Annotated in this window: 20 protein-coding genes; 4 read left to right on the top strand and 16 right to left on the bottom strand. The window is 64.4% G+C overall.

The window, feature by feature from the left end:
* Positions 1-53 precede the first annotated feature (53 nt).
* The 6 genes from AB4Y34_RS11500 to ndk all read right to left on the bottom strand — a co-directional run bounded on the left by AB4Y34_RS11500 (position 54) and on the right by ndk (position 6,650).
* Entirely contained in the window at positions 54-683 is a 630-nt protein-coding gene (locus tag AB4Y34_RS11500; RefSeq protein WP_176379946.1) for a tetratricopeptide repeat protein, read from the bottom strand.
* Between the two features lie 66 nt (positions 684-749).
* The gene (gene hisS / locus AB4Y34_RS11495; RefSeq protein WP_368716084.1) at positions 750-2,090 is read right to left on the bottom strand and encodes a histidine--tRNA ligase; all 1,341 of its coding nucleotides are present in this window, start codon (positions 2,088-2,090) and stop codon (positions 750-752) included.
* Positions 2,091-2,111: 21 nt separating this feature from the next.
* Complete coding sequence (gene ispG, locus AB4Y34_RS11490; protein ID WP_368716083.1) at positions 2,112-3,428, bottom strand: flavodoxin-dependent (E)-4-hydroxy-3-methylbut-2-enyl-diphosphate synthase; 1,317 nt, start codon at positions 3,426-3,428, stop codon at positions 2,112-2,114.
* Positions 3,429-3,513: 85 nt separating this feature from the next.
* A complete protein-coding gene (locus AB4Y34_RS11485; protein ID WP_368716082.1) occupies positions 3,514-4,641 on the bottom strand; it encodes a helix-turn-helix domain-containing protein in 1,128 nt (375 codons plus the stop codon).
* 213 nt (positions 4,642-4,854) lie between these two features.
* Positions 4,855-6,006, bottom strand: coding sequence for a 23S rRNA (adenine(2503)-C(2))-methyltransferase RlmN (rlmN, locus tag AB4Y34_RS11480; RefSeq protein WP_368716081.1), 1,152 nt, complete (start codon positions 6,004-6,006; stop codon positions 4,855-4,857).
* Between the two features lie 218 nt (positions 6,007-6,224).
* Entirely contained in the window at positions 6,225-6,650 is a 426-nt protein-coding gene (gene ndk / locus AB4Y34_RS11475) for a nucleoside-diphosphate kinase (RefSeq protein ID WP_008923116.1), read from the bottom strand.
* A gap of 269 nt (positions 6,651-6,919) precedes the next feature.
* Here ndk and AB4Y34_RS11470 point away from each other — a divergent pair, with 269 nt between their 5' ends.
* Complete coding sequence (locus tag AB4Y34_RS11470; RefSeq protein ID WP_018417558.1) at positions 6,920-7,618, top strand: Bax inhibitor-1/YccA family protein; 699 nt, start codon at positions 6,920-6,922, stop codon at positions 7,616-7,618.
* Between the two features lie 149 nt (positions 7,619-7,767).
* Here the strand turns inward: AB4Y34_RS11470 and AB4Y34_RS11465 are convergent, their stop codons facing one another.
* From AB4Y34_RS11465 to AB4Y34_RS11420, 10 genes are all read right to left on the bottom strand, one after another.
* Entirely contained in the window at positions 7,768-8,541 is a 774-nt protein-coding gene (locus tag AB4Y34_RS11465; RefSeq protein ID WP_368716080.1) for an MBL fold metallo-hydrolase, read from the bottom strand.
* Positions 8,542-8,548: 7 nt separating this feature from the next.
* Positions 8,549-9,688: an outer membrane protein assembly factor BamC gene (gene bamC / locus AB4Y34_RS11460; RefSeq protein WP_176125664.1), complete on the bottom strand. Its 1,140-nt coding sequence runs from the start codon at positions 9,686-9,688 to the stop codon at positions 8,549-8,551.
* A 123-nt stretch (positions 9,689-9,811) separates the two neighbouring features.
* The gene (dapA, locus tag AB4Y34_RS11455; RefSeq protein ID WP_176379951.1) at positions 9,812-10,729 is read right to left on the bottom strand and encodes a 4-hydroxy-tetrahydrodipicolinate synthase; all 918 of its coding nucleotides are present in this window, start codon (positions 10,727-10,729) and stop codon (positions 9,812-9,814) included.
* Positions 10,730-10,772: 43 nt separating this feature from the next.
* On the bottom strand, positions 10,773-11,375 hold the full coding sequence (locus AB4Y34_RS11450; protein WP_368716079.1) for a class I SAM-dependent methyltransferase: 603 nt from the start codon (positions 11,373-11,375) through the stop codon (positions 10,773-10,775).
* A 28-nt stretch (positions 11,376-11,403) separates the two neighbouring features.
* Positions 11,404-12,606, bottom strand: a complete 1,203-nt coding sequence (locus tag AB4Y34_RS11445; protein WP_176108215.1) for a tryptophan--tRNA ligase — start codon at positions 12,604-12,606, stop codon at positions 11,404-11,406.
* A 6-nt stretch (positions 12,607-12,612) separates the two neighbouring features.
* Complete coding sequence (locus tag AB4Y34_RS11440) at positions 12,613-13,275, bottom strand: site-2 protease family protein (RefSeq protein ID WP_176108214.1); 663 nt, start codon at positions 13,273-13,275, stop codon at positions 12,613-12,615.
* A gap of 56 nt (positions 13,276-13,331) precedes the next feature.
* Positions 13,332-13,967 (bottom strand): L-threonylcarbamoyladenylate synthase, encoded by a 636-nt coding sequence (locus tag AB4Y34_RS11435; RefSeq protein ID WP_368586061.1) that lies wholly within the window; start codon positions 13,965-13,967, stop codon positions 13,332-13,334.
* A 113-nt stretch (positions 13,968-14,080) separates the two neighbouring features.
* On the bottom strand, positions 14,081-14,911 hold the full coding sequence (locus AB4Y34_RS11430; RefSeq protein ID WP_368716078.1) for a 3',5'-nucleoside bisphosphate phosphatase: 831 nt from the start codon (positions 14,909-14,911) through the stop codon (positions 14,081-14,083).
* Between the two features lie 175 nt (positions 14,912-15,086).
* The gene (locus AB4Y34_RS11425; protein WP_368716077.1) at positions 15,087-15,971 is read right to left on the bottom strand and encodes an alpha/beta fold hydrolase; all 885 of its coding nucleotides are present in this window, start codon (positions 15,969-15,971) and stop codon (positions 15,087-15,089) included.
* 72 nt (positions 15,972-16,043) lie between these two features.
* On the bottom strand, positions 16,044-16,946 hold the full coding sequence (locus AB4Y34_RS11420; RefSeq protein ID WP_368716076.1) for a ferritin-like domain-containing protein: 903 nt from the start codon (positions 16,944-16,946) through the stop codon (positions 16,044-16,046).
* Between the two features lie 273 nt (positions 16,947-17,219).
* Here AB4Y34_RS11420 and AB4Y34_RS11415 point away from each other — a divergent pair, with 273 nt between their 5' ends.
* The 3 genes from AB4Y34_RS11415 (at position 17,220) to AB4Y34_RS11405 (ending at position 19,325) form a co-directional block, all read left to right on the top strand.
* Positions 17,220-17,744 (top strand): gamma carbonic anhydrase family protein, encoded by a 525-nt coding sequence (locus tag AB4Y34_RS11415; RefSeq protein WP_176379956.1) that lies wholly within the window; start codon positions 17,220-17,222, stop codon positions 17,742-17,744.
* 63 nt (positions 17,745-17,807) lie between these two features.
* The gene (hslO, locus tag AB4Y34_RS11410) at positions 17,808-18,758 is read left to right on the top strand and encodes an Hsp33 family molecular chaperone HslO (protein WP_176108210.1); all 951 of its coding nucleotides are present in this window, start codon (positions 17,808-17,810) and stop codon (positions 18,756-18,758) included.
* A gap of 204 nt (positions 18,759-18,962) precedes the next feature.
* Positions 18,963-19,325 (top strand): hypothetical protein, encoded by a 363-nt coding sequence (locus AB4Y34_RS11405; protein WP_176379958.1) that lies wholly within the window; start codon positions 18,963-18,965, stop codon positions 19,323-19,325.
* Positions 19,326-19,349: the final 24 nt, after the last annotated feature.

Here is a 19,349-nt window from a genome sequence, read left to right as displayed (position 1 = left end):
GATTAAAGGAGACCGTCTTGCGGTCGTGGCTCGCGGCGCGCCGCGCGGGACGCTCAGCCGCCAAGCGCATCCAGCTTGAACTGGATCAGCTGGCGCGCCGAACTGTCGCTCTTCGACAGCGAGTCGAGCGCGAGCTTGTAGGCCGCGCGCGCGTCGTCGCGCTTGCCTTGGGCGGCGAGCAGGTCGCCGCGGCGGTCCGCCACGACGCCCTTGAAGGCATCGGATTGCGGCTCCGCCAGAAGCGCGAGCCCCTGGTCGTACGCCTTGTCGTCGAGCAGCAGCGATGCCATGCGCAGCTTCGCGATCTGCTTGAACTCGTCGTCTTTCGCGTGATCGATCGCCCATTGCAGCTGCGCCTTCGCGCCGGCTTCGTCGCCAGCGGTGTAGAGCGCCTTGGCGGCGCCGAGCGCGGTCATCTGAGCGTAGGCGGTGCGGCCGAACTTGTCTTCCATGTCGGCGGCGACGCGCGCGATCTGCGCCTTGTCGCCCGATGCCGTGGCCTGTTGAACCTGGTCATACAGCACCGCGGCTTCCGCGGCCTGGCGACGCTGCCAGAAATTCCAGCCATTCCAGCTCGCGCCTGCCAACAACACCACCAGCACGATCCACGTGGTCGCATTGCCCCACTGCTGCCACCATGCCTTCAGACTTTCAATCGATTCTTGTTCGTCGTGGTAACTCATTGCCCGGCGATTTCCTCATTCTTGCTATGTGTGCGTGTCGAGCCAGCCGGCTCGACGACATCGCGATCAGTCGTCGCCGTCTTCGGCGGATGCAACCATCGCATTGATTAGATATTCGGTCAAGTCTTCGGCGGGCACGTTCTGTTGCTCGTTCTTACCGCCATGGGCCTGGGTATCGCGCAGCGGTTTCACGCCGACCGTGCCATTGGCGATCTCGTCCTCGCCGAGCACGACCGCAAACGCGGCGCCGCTCGCATCGGCGCGCTTCATCTGCGACTTGAAGCTTGCCGACTGACCGTCCGCGCTGCAATGCAGGATCACGTCGAGACCGGTATCGCGCAGACGCTCGGCGATGATGAAAGCCTGCTCGCGCGCGGCGTCGCCCTGATGGACCACGTACACGTCGCAACCTTCGTCTTCCGGCACGAGCTGCTCTTCCTTCAGCAACTCGAGAATCCGCTCGATGCCCATCGCCCAGCCGCACGCAGCGGTCGGCTTGCCACCGAGCTGCTCGATCAGAGGATCGTAGCGGCCGCCCGCCGCGACCGTGCCTTGCGCGCCGAGCTTGTCGGTCACCCACTCGAACACAGTCAGATTGTAGTAATCGAGACCGCGCACGAGACGCGGATTGATCGTAAACGGAAGATTGTTCGCCTTCAGAAGACGCTGCAGACCTTCGAAGTGCGCGCGCGATTCTTCGCCGAGAAAGTCGATCAGCTTGGGCGCGCTTTGCGCGACTTCCTGCAGCGCGGGATTCTTCGTATCGAGCACGCGCAGCGGGTTCGTATAGAGACGGCGCTTCGCGTCTTCGTCGAGCACGTCCATGTGCTTCTCGAGGTATGCGATCAGTTCGACACGATGCGCTGCTCGCTCTTCAGCGAGGCCCAGCGAGTTGATTTCGAGCTTGATGCCGGTCAAGCCGAGGTCGTCCCACAGACGCTGGCACATCATGATGATTTCCGCGTCCGCATCCGGACCCGCGAAGCCGAGCGCCTCGACACCGACCTGGTGGAACTGGCGATAACGGCCGCGCTGCGGACGCTCGTGACGGAACATCGGCCCGATGTACCACAGGCGCTTCGGGCCGTCGTACAGCATGTTGTGCTCGATCGACGCGCGCACCACCGCCGCCGTGTTTTCCGGGCGCATCGTCAGGTTTTCGCCGTTCAATGCGTCGGTGAAGCTGTACATCTCTTTTTCGACGATGTCGGTCACCTCGCCGATACCGCGCGTGAACAGCTGCGTATGCTCGACGATCGGCGTGCGGATATTCTGATATCCATACGAACGCAGCATCGACTTGACGGTGGTTTCGAAAAATTCCCAGAGCCCGGCTTCCTGCGGAAGGATGTCGTTCATGCCCTTCACGCCGGAAAGCTTCTCGAGCTTTTTCTTCTGTTCAGTCATCTGTGTTTCGATTGCCGGTATTTAGTTGAGCGCTTCGGCGCGGCCATAGCGGCGCTCGACGTAGTCGCTCACGATTTGCTGGAATTCTTGCGCGATGTTTTCGCCGCGCAGCGTCTTCACTTTCTCGCCGTCGATGAACACCGGCGCGGCCGGGTTCTCGCCCGAGCCCGGCAGGCTGATGCCGATATTCGCCTGCTTCGACTCGCCCGGACCATTGACGATGCAGCCCATCACCGCGACGTGCATCTGCTCGACGCCGGGATACTGGTCACGCCACACCGGCATTTGCTGACGCAGATAGGTCTGGATCTGCGACGCCAGTTCCTGGAACAGCGTGCTCGTGGTGCGGCCGCAGCCCGGGCAAGCGATCACCATCGGCGTGAACGAGCGCAGGCCCATTGTCTGCAGGATTTCCTGACCGACGATCACTTCGCCGGTGCGCGACGCGCCCGGTTCCGGAGTCAGCGAGATACGGATCGTGTCGCCGATGCCCTGCTGCAGCAAAACCGACAGCGCCGCGGTCGACGCGACGATGCCCTTCGAGCCCATGCCTGCTTCGGTCAGGCCCAGATGCAGCGCGAAATCGCAACGGCGCGCGAGTTCGCGGTACACCGCGATCAGATCCTGCACGCCGCTGACCTTGCACGACAGGATGATCTGGTCGCGCCCGAGGCCGAGTTCGACCGCGCGTTCCGCCGAGCCGATCGCGGACTGGATCAGCGCTTCGTACATCACGCTTTGCGCTTCCCACGGAGTAGCGCGCGAGCCGTTTTCGTCCATCATCTTGGCGAGCAGGTCCTGGTCGAGGCTGCCCCAGTTCACGCCGATGCGCACCGGTTTGTCGTATTTGACCGCCGCCTCGATCATCTGCGCGAATTGCGTGTCGCGCTTCGCGCCGTGCCCGACGTTGCCCGGATTGATCCGGTATTTCGACAGCGATTCCGCACAGCCCGGATAGTCGCGCAGCAGCAGATGGCCGTTGTAATGGAAGTCGCCGACGAGCGGCACCGTCACGCCCATGCGGTCGAGTTGCTCGCGGATAGCCGGCACGGCCGCCGCCGCTTCCGGCGTATTCACGGTGATACGCACCAGTTCCGAACCGGCTTGCGCCAGCTCCTTGATCTGGATAGCGGTGCCGATGGCGTCGGCGGTGTCGGTGTTGGTCATCGACTGCACGCGCACCGGCGCATCGCCGCCGATGGTCACGAGCTGGCCGCCCCAGCGGACGTTGACCGCATGCGATTTGCGCCGCATCGCGGGGCCGCCGAACACCGGCTCGTCTGAAACGATCTTGCTACAGGATTGGGATTGAGCTTCGGTTTGCATCGAAAAACCCATTTACGCCGCACGCGCTATGCAAAAACGCAGCGCCTCAATTGAAAAAGCGCCGCGGACCGGTTGGCCGCGGCGCGTACCGTATCTGTCAAGGCAGCGCAAACCGCGCCACATTGCCCTTGGCTGCCGCATATTTCGACGGATCGACCGGCTGGCCGTCGAGCGTCACCGACTCGAGACCCGCCTTGTTGCCGACCGTCACCTTGAACGGGCCGGCGCCCGTCACTTCCTTCGGATCGCCAGCATGCACGAGGCCTGAGAACAGTTCCTTGCCGTTTTTGTCACGCACGCTGAACCAGCTGTCCTGCGTCACGCGCAGCGCGACGACCGACTCGCGGGGCGCTGGCGCAACCGCCGGTGCCGATGCGTTCGCCACGACCACCGGTGCACTTGGGCTCTCCATGGCGGCCTGTGCCTGCGCCTGCGAGCCGGCCTTCGCTGCCGCTGCCGTCGGCGCCGGCGTTGCCGCTGTGTTCGCGGCCGGGGCCGAGCCCGGCGCGGTGCCGGTGGCAAGCGGTGCGGGCATCGGCGTTGCCGACGCAGACGCCGCATTATCCGCGCTCCCCGCGTTGTCCGCCGCGTCCGGCGCCGATGCGCCTTCCGCCGTCGCCGGGCCTTGCGCGACCGGGCCCGACGCCGCCGTGTCGCTGCTCGTCGAACTATTTGCGCTTGCCTTCAGCCGCGCGAGCCACGCGGAGGAATCGCCGCCGTTGGTGCGCCACATGCCGAGCGCGATGACCGCGACGACGATCGCCGCAATGCCCCAGAGCCACGAACGGCTCTTGTGTCCGCTATCGCCGAGCGACAGCGAAACCTTGCCGCGGGGCAGATCCTTGCCGGATGACGCGGGCATCGACAGATTCGGCGCCGGCACCCCTCTCTCGCGACGAAGCGCCGCCGTGAAAGGCGCCGGATCGGCGCCGAGCATTTTCGCGTAGCTGCGCACGACGCCGAGTGCGAATGTCGTGTCCGGCAGATGGCTAATGTCGCCCGATTCGAGCGCGCTCAGCTTGACGACCGACACCTTCAGCCGCGCCGACACGTCCTCGATCGTCCAGCCTTTCGACTCGCGCAACTGGGTCAAGCGCGCGCCAACCGCTGCCAACGAATCGAGGGCCGGCTGCACGACCGGCTGGACCACCGCCCTTGCAACGGGTGCCGGATGGCCATCGTTCGTGTCTGTCTCGTGCGGCTGCGGGTGCTGCGGCTCACTCATCCCAAATCCTTTCGCGTCGATTCTTTTAATCGTGCAACTGGACGGGCTCGAGCCTCACGTCCAAATCGCAGACCGTTTATAACAAAATGTGCGGCTTTGTGTGCCGCTCCCGATCGATTCTGCAAACTTTCTTTTCAACCGCCGGTGGCATCAGAGCATTTTTGCGTTCGCAGTGCTTTCCGCCGAACGCCGACGCCCTGCTGCCCCACGCGATTACACGGCGCGAACCTCGATCACCTTCGCCGCCTTCCCGGTGCGCTCAGCAAGACGCGTGCGGTCTTTCACCGCGCCGGCCAGCTGACCGCAGGCAGCATCGATATCGTCGCCGCGGGTTTTGCGCACGGTGGTGACGACGCCTGCGTCGATCAACACCTGCGCAAACCGCTTGATCTGTTCCGGCTTCGAGCGGATGAGGCCCGATTCGGGAAACGGATTGAACGGAATCAGATTGAACTTGCACGGCACGCTGCGCGTGACGGCGAGCAGCTCGCGGGCGTGCGCCTCACTGTCGTTCACGCCATCGAGCATGCAATATTCGAACGTAATGAAATCGCGCGGCGCCACTTTCAGGTAGCGCTCGCACGCCGCCATCAGTTCGCGCAGCGGATACTTTTTGTTGAGCGGCACCAGCACGTCGCGCAGCGCGTCGTTCGACGCATGCAGCGACACCGCGAGCGCCACGGGCAAGTCCGCGCCAAGCCGGTCCATCATCGGCACGACGCCCGAAGTGGACAACGTGACGCGCCGGCGCGACAGGCCGTACGCATTGTCGTCGAGCATCAGACGCATGGCCGGCACGACCGCGTCATAATTGAGCAGCGGCTCGCCCATCCCCATCATCACGACGTTTGTGACGACGCGCTCGCCCTTGCCGTCGCCGCCCACCGCGCGGCCGCCGGCATCGCCACGCGACGCGCGCAGCGCAAACTCGGCCATGCGCAACTGGCCGATGATTTCGCCGGTCGTGAGATTGCGGGAGAACCCCTGCTTGCCGGTCGAGCAGAATCGGCAGTTGACCGCACACCCCGCCTGCGACGACACACATAGCGTTCCGCGCGTTTCTTCGGGGATGTACACGGTTTCAACAGCGTTGCCATTACCGACATCGATCAGCCACTTGCGTGTGCCGTCCGACGAAATATGATCGCTGACGACGCCAGGCATTGTGATCGTGGCGCGCCCTTTGAGCTTTTCGCGCAAGGACTTCGCGAGATCGGTCATGCCATCGAAGTCGGCAGCGTTGTATTGGTGAATCCAGCGCTGCAATTGCTTGGCGCGAAACGGTTTCTCGCCCAGGCTGTCGCAATAAGCGACGAGCCCTTGGGCGTCGAGGTCGAGAAGGTTGACGGAGGGACTGCTCGTCATATCGAATCCTGCCATTTCAGTGCGAGACTACGTTCATGCAACAAGCTGCATGAACGCCGTGCCGTTCGCGCCCATTCCTGCTGCTTTTACCTTACTACTTTTGCCGTGCACCGCGCGCGATCCATGCGATAAAACAATTCGACCGCACGAAACGCGCCACGCGAAAGACGGCTTGCGATACGCGGCTGAGGTCACTGCCCGACCTCAGCGCGAGGCGCTCAACGCGAGTAGACGTTGACTTGGGGGAAGAAGAAAGCGATTTCGACCGCAGCCGTTTCCGGCCCGTCCGAACCGTGCACCGCGTTGGCGTCGATGCTGTCAGCGAAGTCAGCACGGATCGTGCCCTTTTCTGCCTTCTTCGGGTCCGTCGCACCCATCAGGTCACGGTGCTTCAGGATCGCGTTTTCGCCTTCCAGCGCCTGCACAACCACCGGACCCGAGATCATGAATTCGACGAGGTCCTTGAAGAACGGACGTGCTGCGTGCACAGCGTAGAACTTCTCGGCGTCAGCGCGCGACAGATGAACCATGCGCGATGCCACGATCTTCAGGCCAGCGTTTTCGAAACGGGTATAGATCTGGCCGATCACGTTTTTGGCCACTGCGTCCGGCTTGATAATCGACAGGGTGCGCTCGATCGCCATAAAAAACTCCAAAAAATTAAGAGGTTACAGATTTAAATGAATCCGCTATTGTAGCATGTTCTCGTGTATCATTGCGATTGAACCCTTACAGCATCGAAAGGATCGAAGCAACGGGTGCAAAATACTGGTAGCGTAGGCCATAGGGGCGACTGGAGGGTATTGAAACTCCGTGCCGCCGCGCTAATCTTACGGATGAACGGTGCGCCCGCCGGCGCTTCGCAATTTCCGTATCACCATCACGAAACACGCTTCCGAGGTAAGGAGAGACCATGAACGAACATCCATATATGTTTGGCCGCAACGGCGCGGTCAGTACGGTCGAAACACGCAACCGCGTGCTACGGAATACCTACTGGCTGCTCGCGTTGTCGATGATCCCAACGGTGCTCGGCGCGTGGGTCGGTCTTGCCACCGGCTTCTCGCTGTTTGCCGCCACCAGTCCCGCCATGAGCATGCTGGCGTTCTTCGCGATCGCGTTCGGCTTCATGTTCGCGATTCAGCGCACCAAGGACAGCGCCGTCGGCGTATTCGTACTGCTCGGCTTCACGTTCTTCATGGGGCTGATGCTGTCGCGCATTCTCGCGTTCGTGCTCGGCTTCTCGAATGGCCCGTCGCTGATCATGCTCGCGTTTGGTGGCACTGGTGTGATCTTCGCGGCCATGGCGACCATCGCCACGGTCAGCAAACGCGACTTCTCGGGCCTGGGCAAATGGCTCTTCATGGGCGTGATCGTGATCCTGCTCGCTTCGGTCGCGAACGTGTTCCTGCAACTGCCGGCACTGATGCTGACGGTTTCGGTCATGGCAATCGTGATCTTTTCCGCCTACATCATGTTCGACGTGCAGCGCGTCGTGAACGGCGGTGAGACGAACTACATCACCGCGACGCTAGCGATCTACCTGGATCTGTATAACGTGTTCGTGAACCTGCTTGCGCTGCTCGGCATTTTCGGCGGGAACCGCAATTAAGCTTGGCCGGTCGCGAGGCGTGCCCTGCGCCGCCTCGACGCTCAAAGCAAAAGCCCATAACGATTGTTCGTTATGGGCTTTTTTCATTACCTGATCAGCTGACACATGCTGGCTGCGCGGCGCAACCGGAAGCCAGCCTCGCACCGCAGTCACAGAGTCAACCACCCGAAACCTTCGCTCTGCGACGCAACCACCACCTCGGTGGGAGCCGCGCCAACCACGCCCGCCAGCGCCGCCTGCGCGAGTTCCGGCAGATTGTTCTGCTGGCTCAGATGCGCGGCGACCAGATGCCGCAAACGGGAGCGGTCGAGCGACGCCAGGATTTCAGCCGCCGCGTCGTTGTTCAGATGCCCGTGATTGCCGCCGATACGCGCCTTCAGCGACGGCGGATAACGACTGCCCGCGAGCATCTGCACGTCGTGATTGCATTCGAGCACGAGTGCGTCACAACCACTCAGCACCGCGCTGATATGCGGGGTGGACGTGCCAACGTCGGTGAGCACGCCGAGCCGGCGCGCGCCGTTCGAGAACACGTATTGCAACGGTTCGCGAGCGTCGTGCGGAACGGTATAAGGGAGAACGCTGAGCTCGCCGATTGCTACCGCCTCGTCGCCCCACAACACCTGCAGGTCGACATCGGCTTCGTCGGCGCCCACCGCGCGCGCGGTGCCCCAGCTCATGTACAGCGGAATCGACCACTTGCGCGCCAGCGTCAATGCGCTGCCGATGTGATCGCTATGTTCATGCGTAATCAGGATCGCATCGAGCTGCTCGGCGCTCGCGCCGAGCCGCGTGAGACGCCGCTCGACTTCGCGCCCGGAAAACCCGCAGTCGAGCAGCACGCGCGTGGTGCTCGCGCCGCTGTGCGCTTCCACCAGCAGCGCGTTGCCTTCACTGCCGCTGCCGAGACTTGCGAAGCGCACGACCCGCCTAATTCAGTTGCGCGTGCAGCAGCGACACGATGCGCTGCGCGTCCGACGACGTATCGATCTGTCCGTTCGCGTCGACGACCGCAACCTGCGTCACCGCGTCACCCTTCGCGCGCACGTTGACGAGGAATTCCTGGCCCGGCTTGCGCGTCGAATTGCCGCTGTAGAAGAGTTTGCCGAACAGGCCTTCCTTCTTCAGTTCCTGCATCGAATCCGCGTAGCGGACGTAGTAGATGCCCTTCTCGCGATCGCGGTTGTCGACCGTGAAGTTGGTGCGATCGAGCGCGAGGCCCACACGCAGCCAGGCGCGGTCGAACGACTCCTGCAGATCGAGCGTCGATGCGCCCGCGTTCTGCTCTATGGTGGTCGGCGCGCTGGCCGGGCGCGCGTCGGTCAGCAGCTGCTTCGACTGCGCTTCGGTCAGGCCGAACTTCTGCATCAGCTTGGCGAGGAACAGCGCCTCGAGCGCCGGGTCACGCGGACGCTCTTCCCAGCGCGAAGACGTCTTGTCCTGCCCGGTCATCACCTCTTCCATCGCGCTATGCGTGATCGAGATATCAGTCGCGCTGTCCGAACCGCGCGATACGAGCGTACGGAAACTGTCGCGGGTGCCCGACGAATAGGCGAAGTCGATCACCTTGCCGATCGTGCGGCGGAACCAGTCGTCCGGAATGTTCGCGCGGTTCTCCGCCCAATCGGTCGTCATGATGCCGGTGGCCGGCGCGTCGGTCTTCAGCACGAAGCCGTTCTCCTGCCAGAACTCCTGCAGTTGCGGCCACAGCTGTTCCGGGGAACGGCCGTCTACCACCAGCCAGCGACGGTCGCCGTCGCGCTCGATATGCATGCCGAGCGGATCCTGTGCGGTCGGCTGACCTTCGGTCGCGTTGCCGGCGGCCGTGACAGCGCGCGTCGGCGTGCCACCGAGCGCCAGATTGGCGGGCGGCGCCACATAGCGCTGGTCGTTCGGCGACGTGCTCAGGTCGCTCGGCACGGCAAGCGGCGGTGCGCTCGAGGTCGCCTTGTAGTTGACGCGGTCGGAAGCGAACCAGTCGTTCAGCGTGTCACAGCCGGCGAGCGTCGACAGGGCAAGCGCCAGCGCCGCCATGCGGGTTGCGTGGAGGGAAAGTGCGGAACGTTTCATGAGGTCCTTCGTGATGCTGGAACGCGATGCCTCGTTCGGTCTGCCGGGAACGTGGGCTGAAGCGACGTCGGTTAATGAAATGCCGGTGGCGGTCTGGCGTGAGCGGCTGGACGGGCGGGCCGTTCAGCCGAGCAGGCCCGCTTCGCGCAGCGCGCCGCGCACCACTTCGTGGTATTGCGCGTCGAGCGGCGTGAGCGGCAGGCGGATGCCGCCCTGCACACGCCCCAGTTGCTGCAGCGCCCACTTCGCCGGAATCGGATTCGCTTCGGCAAACAGGTACTTGTGCAGCGACAGGAGTTTCAGATGAATCTCGCGCGCGGTCTTCGCGTCCGCGGCGAGCGCGGCCTTGCACAGCTCGCTCATTGCGCGCGGCGCGACGTTCGCGGTGACCGAAATATTGCCGTGACCGCCGAGCAGCATCAGCGCGATCGCAGTGGGATCGTCGCCGCTATAGATGCTGAAGTTTGCCGGCGCCGATTTGATCAGATGCGCAGCGCGGTCGATGTTGCCCGTGGCCTCCTTCACGCCGACGATCCCCGGCACCTGCGCGCAGCGCAGGATGGTCTCGTTGCTCATGTCGGCGACGGTGCGGCCCGGCACGTTGTACAGGATCACCGGCAGATCGACGCTTTCGGCGATCTTGGCGAAATGGCGGTAGATGCCTTCCTGAGTCGGCTTGTTGTAGTACGGCACGACCTGCAGCGTGGCATTCGCGCCGACGTCTTTCGCGTGCTGCGTGAGTTCGATCGCCTCGGCGGTGGAGTTGGCGCCCGCGCCCGCGATGACAGGAATGCGTCCGGCGGTGTGGTCGACCGCGGTCTTGACCATCAGCACGTGCTCTTCGACCGACAGCGTGGCCGACTCGCCGCTCGTGCCGACCACGACGAGCGCATTCGTGCCTTCCTCGATGTGCCAGTCGATCAGTTTGCGAAACGCCGGCAGATCAAGGCTGCCGTCTTCGAGCATCGGAGTGATGATGGCAGGAATGCTGCCGCGGATCTGAACGCCGTCCTGGTGACCGCTGTGGTTGCCGTTAGTCATGAAACGCCATGAATATGATCAGGTAAACCGCGATTGTAGCGGATTAGCCAGCCAACTCGTAACAAGGTGGAACTGCTGCTCGTGCGGGATCATGCGCACGTGCCCCTTCCCGAACCGCGCAGATGCGCTGAACGTACGCCGGACGCGGCTCGGCGAGAAATCCGTCCTGAAATGCGATCACCCGCAATCGGCCCCGCACGATCTCGAGCAACTCGCCAGGCGCGAGCAAAAACGCCGGATTGGAGGGTTTGCCAACGCTTTCGTTTCCTTGCGCAAAGGTCTCGTAAACCATTACGCCGCCGGGCGCGAGCGCGCGCAGCAACTGCGGAAAAAGTGGTCGGTGCAGGTAATTGGTGACCACGACGGCGGCGAACACCGCATCGTCCGGTAATGGCCACGGCGCGCCTTCGAGATCGGCCACGACAGGGGTGACGAGCGGAGCGTCGTGCAGCAGGTCGAGGGCAGCGGCATCGCGATCGATCGCGGTGACCGGATGGCCGAGCGACGCAAAAAAGCGCGCGTGCCGCCCGCCCCCCGATGCCACGTCGAGCACCGCCCCGCCCGGCGCGATCAGGTGCGCCCAGTGACGCACCCAGCGCGACGGTTCACCGAGGCCATGCAAGCCAGGGGTAGCCGGCGTGCTCATCGCTGCGGGGCGGCGCCTCGAGTGCGCATCAGTTGTACGAAAGCCCCATCGCCTCGCGGACGTCGCGCATCGTCTCGGTCGCGAAGCGGCGTGCCTTGTCGCAGCCATCGGCGACGATCGCGCGCAACAGCGACGGGTCGTCCATGTACTTCTGCGCACGCTCCAGCATCGGCTGCTGCTCGCGCAGAATCCCTTCGACGACCGGCTGCTTGCAATCGAGGCAACCGATGCCCGCCGAGCGGCAGCCCTTCTGCACCCACTCGTGGGTCGCTTCGTCGGTGTAGACCTGATGCAGCTGCCACACCGGACACTTGTCCGGATCGCCCGGATCGGTGCGGCGCACGCGAGCGGGGTCAGTCGGCATCGTGCGGACCTTCTTCGTGATCGTTTCCGCGTCTTCGCGCAAGCCGATCGTGTTGCCGTACGACTTCGACATCTTCTGGCCGTCGAGACCCGGCATGCGCGACGCCTCGGTCAGCATCGCCTGCGGCTCGACGAGGATGATCTTGCGCGAACCTTCGAGATAGCCGAACAGACGCTCGCGATCGCTCATCGACAGGCTTTGCGATTCCTGCAGCATCGCCCGCGCGCGTTCGAGCGCTTCGTCGTTGCCTTCCTGCTGATACGCATTGCGCAGCTCGTGATACAGCTTCGAGCGCTTGCCGCCGAGCTTCTTCGCGGCTTCGTTCGCTTTTTCCTCGAAGCCCGGCTCGCGGCCGTACAGGTAGTTGAAACGACGAGCGATTTCGCGCGTCATCTCCACGTGTGGCACCTGGTCTTCACCGACCGGCACGAGCGAGCCGCGATACAGCAGAATGTCCGCCGCCATCAACACCGGGTAGCCGAGGAAGCCGTAGGTGGACAAATCCTTGTCCTTCAGCTTTTCCATCTGCTCCTTGTAGGTCGGCACGCGTTCGAGCCAGCCGAGCGGCGTGCTCATGCCGAGCAGCAGCGCCAGTTCGGCATGCTCGGGCACCCTGCTCTGGATGAACAGCGTCGCCTGCGCCGGATCGATGCCGGAAGCGAGCCAGTCGATCAGCACGTCCCACACGTTCTTTTCGATCACTTCGGGCGTTTCGTAGTGAGTCGTCAGCGCGTGCCAGTCGACCACGCAGAAAAAGCACGGGTACTCGGACTGCAGCCGCACCCAGTTTTTCAGCACGCCGTGATAGTGGCCGAGGTGCAGCGACCCGGTGGGCCGCATGCCGGAGAAGATACGGTCTGGGAACATGGTTATTTAGAAAAGCGAAACAAGAGGAGTCAGAATTGCGGTGATCGCGCTATAGCCGAGCGTAACGAGTGGCCTCAACCAGAAACGCGTGAGCGTACCCGTCATCACGAGCGCCATCACGATGAAAAAGCCGTACGGTTCGAGCCGCGACAACGCGATCGATTGCTTCGGCGGCAACAGGGCCATCACCACGCGTCCGCCATCTAGCGGCGGCAGCGGAAACAGGTTCAGCACGCCGAGCACGAGATTGACGCCGACGCCCGCGCCCGCCATACGCGTAAAAAACGGTTCGTTGACATTGAGCACCGCCAGCACGATGCCAAGCACACCCCACAGCAGCGCCTGGACAAAATTGCAAACCGGCCCGGCCGCCGCGACCCAAAGGCTGCCCCAGCGCGGATTGCGCAGATTGCCGAACGCGACCGGCACCGGCTTCGCATAGCCGAACATGAACGCGCCGCTCGTCGCGAAGTACAGCAGCAACGGAATCGCGATCGTGCCGAGCGGATCGATATGCCGCATCGGGTTAAGCGACACGCGGCCGAGCACGTACGCGGTGTTGTCGCCGAGCCAGCGCGCGACGTAGCCGTGCGCGGCCTCGTGCAGCGTGATCGCGAAGATCACCGGCAGCGCGTACACCGCAATTGTCTGTATCAGGGAAGAATCCATAACTCGCTATTGTAACAATGCGCTCGCGCGTGTCTGTCCGCTTTCGCTCGGGCCGCTCACGCCGTTTCCTCGAGGCCGAACGGCTCGAGCGGGCCGCGCCCTGCCCGCACCAGCACCGGCTCCGAGCCAGTCAGATCGATCACGGTGGACGGCTCGCACACGCACGCGCCGCCGTCGATCACCAGATCGAGCTGCTTTTCGAGCCGCGCGCGGATTTCCTCGGGGTCGTTCAGCGGCTCGGTTTCGCCGGGCATGATCAGCGTCGTGCCGAGCAGCGGCTGGCCAAGCTCCTCGAGAATCGCGAGCGTGATAGCGTGATCCGGCACGCGCAGACCGATCGTCTTGCGCGACGGATGCGATACGCGTCGCGGCACTTCCTTGGTGGCCTGCAGCACGAACACGTACGGACCCGGTGTCACCGATTTCAGCAGCCGATACTGCCAGTTGTCCACCATCGCAAAATTGGCGAGCTCCGACAGATCGCGCACGAGCAGCGACAGCAGCTGCTTTTCGTCGAGTCCGCGAATACGCCGCAAGCGTTCGACCGCATCCTTGTCGTCGAGACGGCAGGCGAGCGCGTAGGTCGAATCGGTCGGCAAGGCGACCAGGCCGCCGTCGTTGATGATCTGCGCGGCCTGCTTGACGAGGCGCGGCTGCGGATTGTCGGGATGGAGCCGAAAGTATTGGGACATGGAGACTCACGATGGCGGCAGACGAACTGCGGCGGATGTGCTGCGGCGAGCAGAGCGCGTGCCGCAGCCAGCCGGCCCGCGCGCGAAACGTGCCGTTCCGGCACGGCGCACGGTCACAGCCAGCGTTCCCAGACGGGCTTCAGATCGGCGGGTAGCGGCGGCAGTGTGCCGAGTTCGATGCGGCCTTCGCCTGGCGCATGGAAGTCGGAACCGCGCGAGGCCTCGAAGCCATAGCGACGCGCGACATCCGCATATTCGCGGTATTGGTCGGGCGTGTGGCTGCCGGTGACGACCTCGATCGCCTTGCCGCCGAGGTCGATGAATTCGCCAAAGAATGCGTCGAATTCGAGTTGCGAATAGGCGTAGCGCCCCGGATGCGCGACGATCGCGACGCCGCCGGCGGCCTTGATCCAGCTGAGCGCGTCGGCGAGCTTGGCCCAGCGGTGCGCGACATAACCCGGCTTACCGTCGCCGAGATAGCGGTCGAACACTTCCTGGGTGTTTGCGCAGTGGCCGTGCTCGACCATGAAGCGCGCGAAATGCGTGCGCGACATCATGTCGGGATTCGATACGTAGTGCAGCGCGCCCTGGTACGCGTGTGGAATGCCGAGCGTGGCCAGTTGCTCGCCGATTGCCTCGGCGCGCGCGGCGCGGCCGTCGCGGGTGCGGGCAAGACCGTCGATCAGGACCTGGTTGGACGGATCGATGCCGAGTCCGACGATGTGCACCGTGCGCCCCGCCCACGTAACCGAAATCTCGACGCCGCTCAGGTAGTTCATGCCGAGCGCCTCGGCCGCGGTGCGCGCCTCTTGCTGGCCGCCCACTTCGTCGTGATCGGTGAGCGCCCACAGCGTCACGCCGTTCGCGTGCGCGCGGCGCGCGACGTCGGTCGGCGCGAACTGGCCGTCGGAAACGGTGGAGTGGCAGTGAAGATCGGCGTTCATCGTGGTCCTGGAAGGGTTCTGCGGTCATTTTACTGCAATGCAGTAAGGGGCCGCAGGGGTATCTGGCGACGCCGGTTGCACTTGCCCGCGTGCCGCAAGGTCAGGACGGGCAGTGCCGAGACTAACGTCGGGGCGACCCGCGAGCGCTCTTGCGACCGTAGCTTCAGGCACCGCGTCAGGCGCAGAAACCCTCGATCAACGCGGCGACCTGCTCCGGCTGGTCGTGATGCACCATGTGCCCCGCGCCGTCGATGATCTTCTCGCGCCAATCGGCAAACGCGTGGAAACGCGCCTTGAATTCGTCGAGCGGCACGTCGCCGGCGATTCGCGCGAGCGTCGGCGAGCCGGCGGCTTCGACGTGCAGCACCTTCGCGCTGACCTTGCGCCACACCGCCATCACCTCGTCGAGGCGATACAAGGTGGGGCCGCGGACCTTGTGCGCCGGGTCGGCGAGCAGCATGAAGCGCCCTTCGCCATCCGGCTTCGACCAGTGCTGCGCGAGGAACTGGGCGCGCCGCGGATCGAGGCGCGGATTGGTTTTGATCAGGCGCGCGGCGACCTCGTCGAGCGACGCGTAGCGCTTCAACTGCGGCGGATCGCGCAATTCGTCGAGCCAGTTCAGCAGACGTTTCGGCGCCTGCGCCGGATACGAAGGCGCGAGCCCGAAGCCCTCCAGATCGACCACCCGCCGCACCCGCTGCGGCCGCACGCCGGCGTACAGGCACACGACGTTCGCACCCAGGCTGTGACCGACCAGATTCACCTCGCCGTCCGGCGCGTAGTGGTCGATCAACGCGTCGAGATCGCCGAGATAGTCTTGCACCCAGTAGCTGCCGCCGCCGCGCTCGGCAACCGGCCAGCCGGACAGACCGAAGCCGCGCAGGTCCGGCGCGATCACCTGCCAGTCGCCGCCGAGCGCATCGACGACAAACTGGAACGACGCGCCGACATCCATCCAGCCGTGCAGCATGAAGAGTATCGGCGCGTCGGGACGGCCCCAGCGCCGCACGTGCAGCCGCACGCCATGTGCGCTAACGAATTCAGAGTGGGAGGTATTCATCAACGGCGCACTCGCAAAAAAGAATGGTCGTTCGATTATAGGGTGGGCGCCGCGAGAGGTGGTAATGGATTATCAGGGCGACGCCCGGTCGTCCGCAGCCCGTGTGGCTTGCAGCGTGTCCTCGCGTGCGAGCGCGGCGAGTTCGGCGTCGTCGAAACCGGCGTCGCGGCGCGCTTCGAAATTGAACGGGCCACGCAGTTTCGGCGCGTGATACTGGTCGGCCAGACGCAGATACGTGTGGTGCGGATCGAGGCCGTCCCCATCGCACAGTTGACGAAACCAGCGGTTGCCGATCAGCACGTGGCCGATTTCATCGCGCAGGATCACGTCGAGAATCGCCGCCGACGCGTGATCGCCGGCCTGCTGCAGCCGCGCGCGGATCGGCGGCGACGCGTCGAGGCCGCGCGCTTCGAGCGTCCGCGGCACGAGCGCCATGCGCGCGAGCACGTCGCCGCGAGTGCGCTCGCACATGTCCCACAGGCCGCCGTGCGCCGGGAAATCGCCGTATGCGTGGCCATATTCGGCGAGACGCGCGGCGAGCAGCGAGTAGTGATATGCCTCTTCGGCGGCGACCTTGAGCCAGTCGGCATAGAACTCGGCGGGCATGCCGGAGAAGCGCCAGACGGCGTCGAGCGCCAGATTGATCGCGTTGAACTCGATGTGCGCAAGCGCGTGGAGCAGCACCGCGCGCCCCTGCGGCGACTGCATGCTGCGTCGGCCGAGCTGGCGCGGCTCGACCAGTTCTGGCCGTTCGGGGCGGCCGGGCAGGCCAACGGGCTCGTCGAGATCGAGGCCGGCGTCACAGAGCGCGCGGCCATCGAGTACCGCAGCGTACAGTTCGCGGGTCGCCGCGACCTTCGCGGCCGGTTCCCGCTCGCGCAACGCGGCGAGCGCGGCGCGGCGCGCGCACAGCGGCTCGTCGTGAGAATTCGATGCGGGGGAAGCGACGGAAACGAGCGAAGGGACGGACGTCATGACGAACGGATAGGCGATGGAAGCGATGAAGCCGACGGCGCCCGGCCCGCCCGCGAGCGGTCGAGCGGCTCAAGCACACAACCGTTTACAATACCCGATTCGACCATCCGGCGCGCTTTCGGGCACGCCCGTCAGTTGGCCACGCAGAACCGCCAAACTCGCACCGCGCCGGGGCGCACGCCGCCCAGCCCATGCGAGGCAATCGATCAGACACCCATCGTGCACGGGATCGGAGCAGCCTCAAGACCTGGCTCCGACCGATAAGGAGACATTGTGACGATTTACAAGCTGGGCGAAGCCGCCCCGATCATTCATGAAAGCGTGTTCGTCGCGGATTCCGCGAACATCATCGGCAACGTGACGCTCGAGGAGAACGCGAGCGTGTGGTTCGGCGCGACGCTGCGCGGCGACAACGAGCCGATCAAGATCGGCGCCGGCAGCAACGTGCAGGAAAACGCGGTGCTGCACACCGACCCGGGCTATCCGCTGACGGTCGAGTCGAACGTGACGATCGGCCATCAGGCGATGCTGCATGGCTGCACGATCAAGGAAGGCGCGTTGATCGGAATTCAGGCGGTGGTCTTGAATGGCGCGGTGATCGGCCGCAACTGTCTGGTCGGAGCGGGCGCCATCGTCACCGAGGGCAAGGTGTTTCCCGACAATACGCTGATCCTCGGCGCGCCCGCGAAGGCGGTGCGCGAACTGACGGAAGCGGATATCGCCAACCTGCGGCGCGCCGCGGCAAGTTATGCCGGGCGTCGCGAGTATTTCAAGGCGCAGCTCGTACGCATCGGCTAGACGGCCGGCGCGCGGCGCGCAAAGGCGCGGCATCACGCCGCGTCATTCCAGCGAGGAAAAGTTGTGAGCGACCAGTTGCAAAAATTCATGTTCAGCGCGGCGCCGGTGCGCGGCGAGATCGTTTCCCTGCGCAATACCTGGCAGGACGTGCTGACGCGCCGCGATTATCCGGCGCCCGTGCGAACGATTCTGGGCGAAATGATGGCCGCGTGCGCGCTGCTGTCGGCGAACCTGAAGTTCGACGGCACGCTCGTCATGCAAATTTTCGGCGATGGCCCGATCAAGATGCTGGTCGTGCAGTGCAGCTCGAACCTGACGATGCGCGCCACCGCGAAGCTGTCCGGCGAAGCCGCCCATACGATCGACGACACGACCTCGCTAATCGATCTGGTGAACGCGAGCGGCCACGGCCGCTGCGTGATCACGCTCGACCCGACCGACAAGCAGCCCGGCCAGCAGCCGTATCAGAGTATCGTGCCGCTGTCGGGCGCGAACGGACCGCTGAAGTCGATCGCCGAAGTGCTCGAGCACTACATGCATCACTCCGAGCAGCTCGACACACGCATGTGGCTCGCGGCGAACACCGAGCGCGCGGTCGGCATGCTGCTGCAGAAGCTGCCGGGCGACGGCGGCATCGTCCCGCATCCAGGCGCGCTCGACGCGGATACGTGGGAGCGCGTCTGCACGCTCGGCGGCACTCTGTCACAGGACGAGTTGTTGAAGGAAGAACCGGAGACGGTGTTCCGGCGCCTGTTCTGGCAGGAAAACGTCCAGCATTTCGAGCCTGTCACCGCGCGCTTCGAATGCACGTGCTCGCGCGAAAAAGTCGGCGCGATGCTGAAGATGCTCGGCCGCGATGAAGTCGACGGCGTGATCGAGGAACGCGGCCACGTCGAGATTCACTGCGAGTTTTGCAATCAGCGCTACGAGTTCGACCCGGTCGACGTCGCGCAACTTTTCGTCGCCGGCGGACTCTCACAAGGCGTGACGCCGGCGGCCGCGCAGCGGCACTAAAGTGCGCTTTCGCTGAAGCGGAGTGCGTGCCCGCGAACTGATCGCGCATTCCGACGGAAGTCCTGACGCGCCGCCCCATGCCTCGTCACGGCTCGGGCGGCGCGTTGCATTTGAGCGCGGCGTTGATACATTGGAAGGATGCGTCACCACGTGTTGGAAGACGCCTGCTCGAGCCTCGGACCTCGGACCGATGGAGATTCGACCATGAAGCATACGCTTTCGTTGATCCTGGCCGTCCTCACGGGCTGCGCGGCGCTGAGCGCCTGCTCGATCGATCCGCCGGGCCCCGCGCCGATTCTGAGCCGTCTGCCGCCCGATCAGGCGGAGGCCATCAGCCATACCCAGACGCTGACACCGGAGGAACGCGCGCGCTATGACGCGATCGAGCAACAGGTCATGTTCGAACAGAATCAGGCGATCGCCACGGACGCCGCCGCGCAAGCCTGGTCCCGCTATTACTCGCGCTCGCCGCCCGTGAGGTTTTCCTTGGGCTTCTCGAGCGGCGGCTGGGGACGTGGCTGGGGAACTGGGGTCGGCGTCGGGTTCGGGCCGTATTGGGGTTGGTAGCAGCGAATACGTCAGCCCAAAAAC

The sequence above is a fragment of the Paraburkholderia sp. BR10954 genome, assembly GCF_040965775.1.
GTDB classification, from domain to species: Bacteria; Pseudomonadota; Gammaproteobacteria; order Burkholderiales; family Burkholderiaceae; genus Paraburkholderia; species Paraburkholderia youngii.
Note: the sequence above shows the minus strand (reverse complement) of the source record. Positions and strands in the feature narration are given on the sequence as shown.

Coding starts and splice junctions, on each gene's coding strand:
- AB4Y34_RS11500 (WP_176379946.1), bottom strand. CDS start 683: ATGAGTTACCACGACGAACAAGAATCGATTGAAAGTCTGAAGGCATGG.
- hisS (WP_368716084.1), bottom strand. CDS start 2,090: ATGACTGAACAGAAGAAAAAGCTCGAGAAGCTTTCCGGCGTGAAGGGC.
- ispG (WP_368716083.1), bottom strand. CDS start 3,428: ATGGGTTTTTCGATGCAAACCGAAGCTCAATCCCAATCCTGTAGCAAG.
- AB4Y34_RS11485 (WP_368716082.1), bottom strand. CDS start 4,641: ATGAGTGAGCCGCAGCACCCGCAGCCGCACGAGACAGACACGAACGAT.
- rlmN (WP_368716081.1), bottom strand. CDS start 6,006: ATGACGAGCAGTCCCTCCGTCAACCTTCTCGACCTCGACGCCCAAGGG.
- ndk (WP_008923116.1), bottom strand. CDS start 6,650: ATGGCGATCGAGCGCACCCTGTCGATTATCAAGCCGGACGCAGTGGCC.
- AB4Y34_RS11470 (WP_018417558.1), top strand. CDS start 6,920: ATGAACGAACATCCATATATGTTTGGCCGCAACGGCGCGGTCAGTACG.
- bamC (WP_176125664.1), bottom strand. CDS start 9,688: ATGAAACGTTCCGCACTTTCCCTCCACGCAACCCGCATGGCGGCGCTG.
- dapA (WP_176379951.1), bottom strand. CDS start 10,729: ATGACTAACGGCAACCACAGCGGTCACCAGGACGGCGTTCAGATCCGC.
- AB4Y34_RS11450 (WP_368716079.1), bottom strand. CDS start 11,375: ATGAGCACGCCGGCTACCCCTGGCTTGCATGGCCTCGGTGAACCGTCG.
- AB4Y34_RS11445 (WP_176108215.1), bottom strand. CDS start 12,606: ATGTTCCCAGACCGTATCTTCTCCGGCATGCGGCCCACCGGGTCGCTG.
- AB4Y34_RS11440 (WP_176108214.1), bottom strand. CDS start 13,275: ATGGATTCTTCCCTGATACAGACAATTGCGGTGTACGCGCTGCCGGTG.
- AB4Y34_RS11435 (WP_368586061.1), bottom strand. CDS start 13,967: ATGTCCCAATACTTTCGGCTCCATCCCGACAATCCGCAGCCGCGCCTC.
- AB4Y34_RS11430 (WP_368716078.1), bottom strand. CDS start 14,911: ATGAACGCCGATCTTCACTGCCACTCCACCGTTTCCGACGGCCAGTTC.
- AB4Y34_RS11425 (WP_368716077.1), bottom strand. CDS start 15,971: ATGAATACCTCCCACTCTGAATTCGTTAGCGCACATGGCGTGCGGCTG.
- AB4Y34_RS11420 (WP_368716076.1), bottom strand. CDS start 16,946: ATGACGTCCGTCCCTTCGCTCGTTTCCGTCGCTTCCCCCGCATCGAAT.
- AB4Y34_RS11405 (WP_176379958.1), top strand. CDS start 18,963: ATGAAGCATACGCTTTCGTTGATCCTGGCCGTCCTCACGGGCTGCGCG.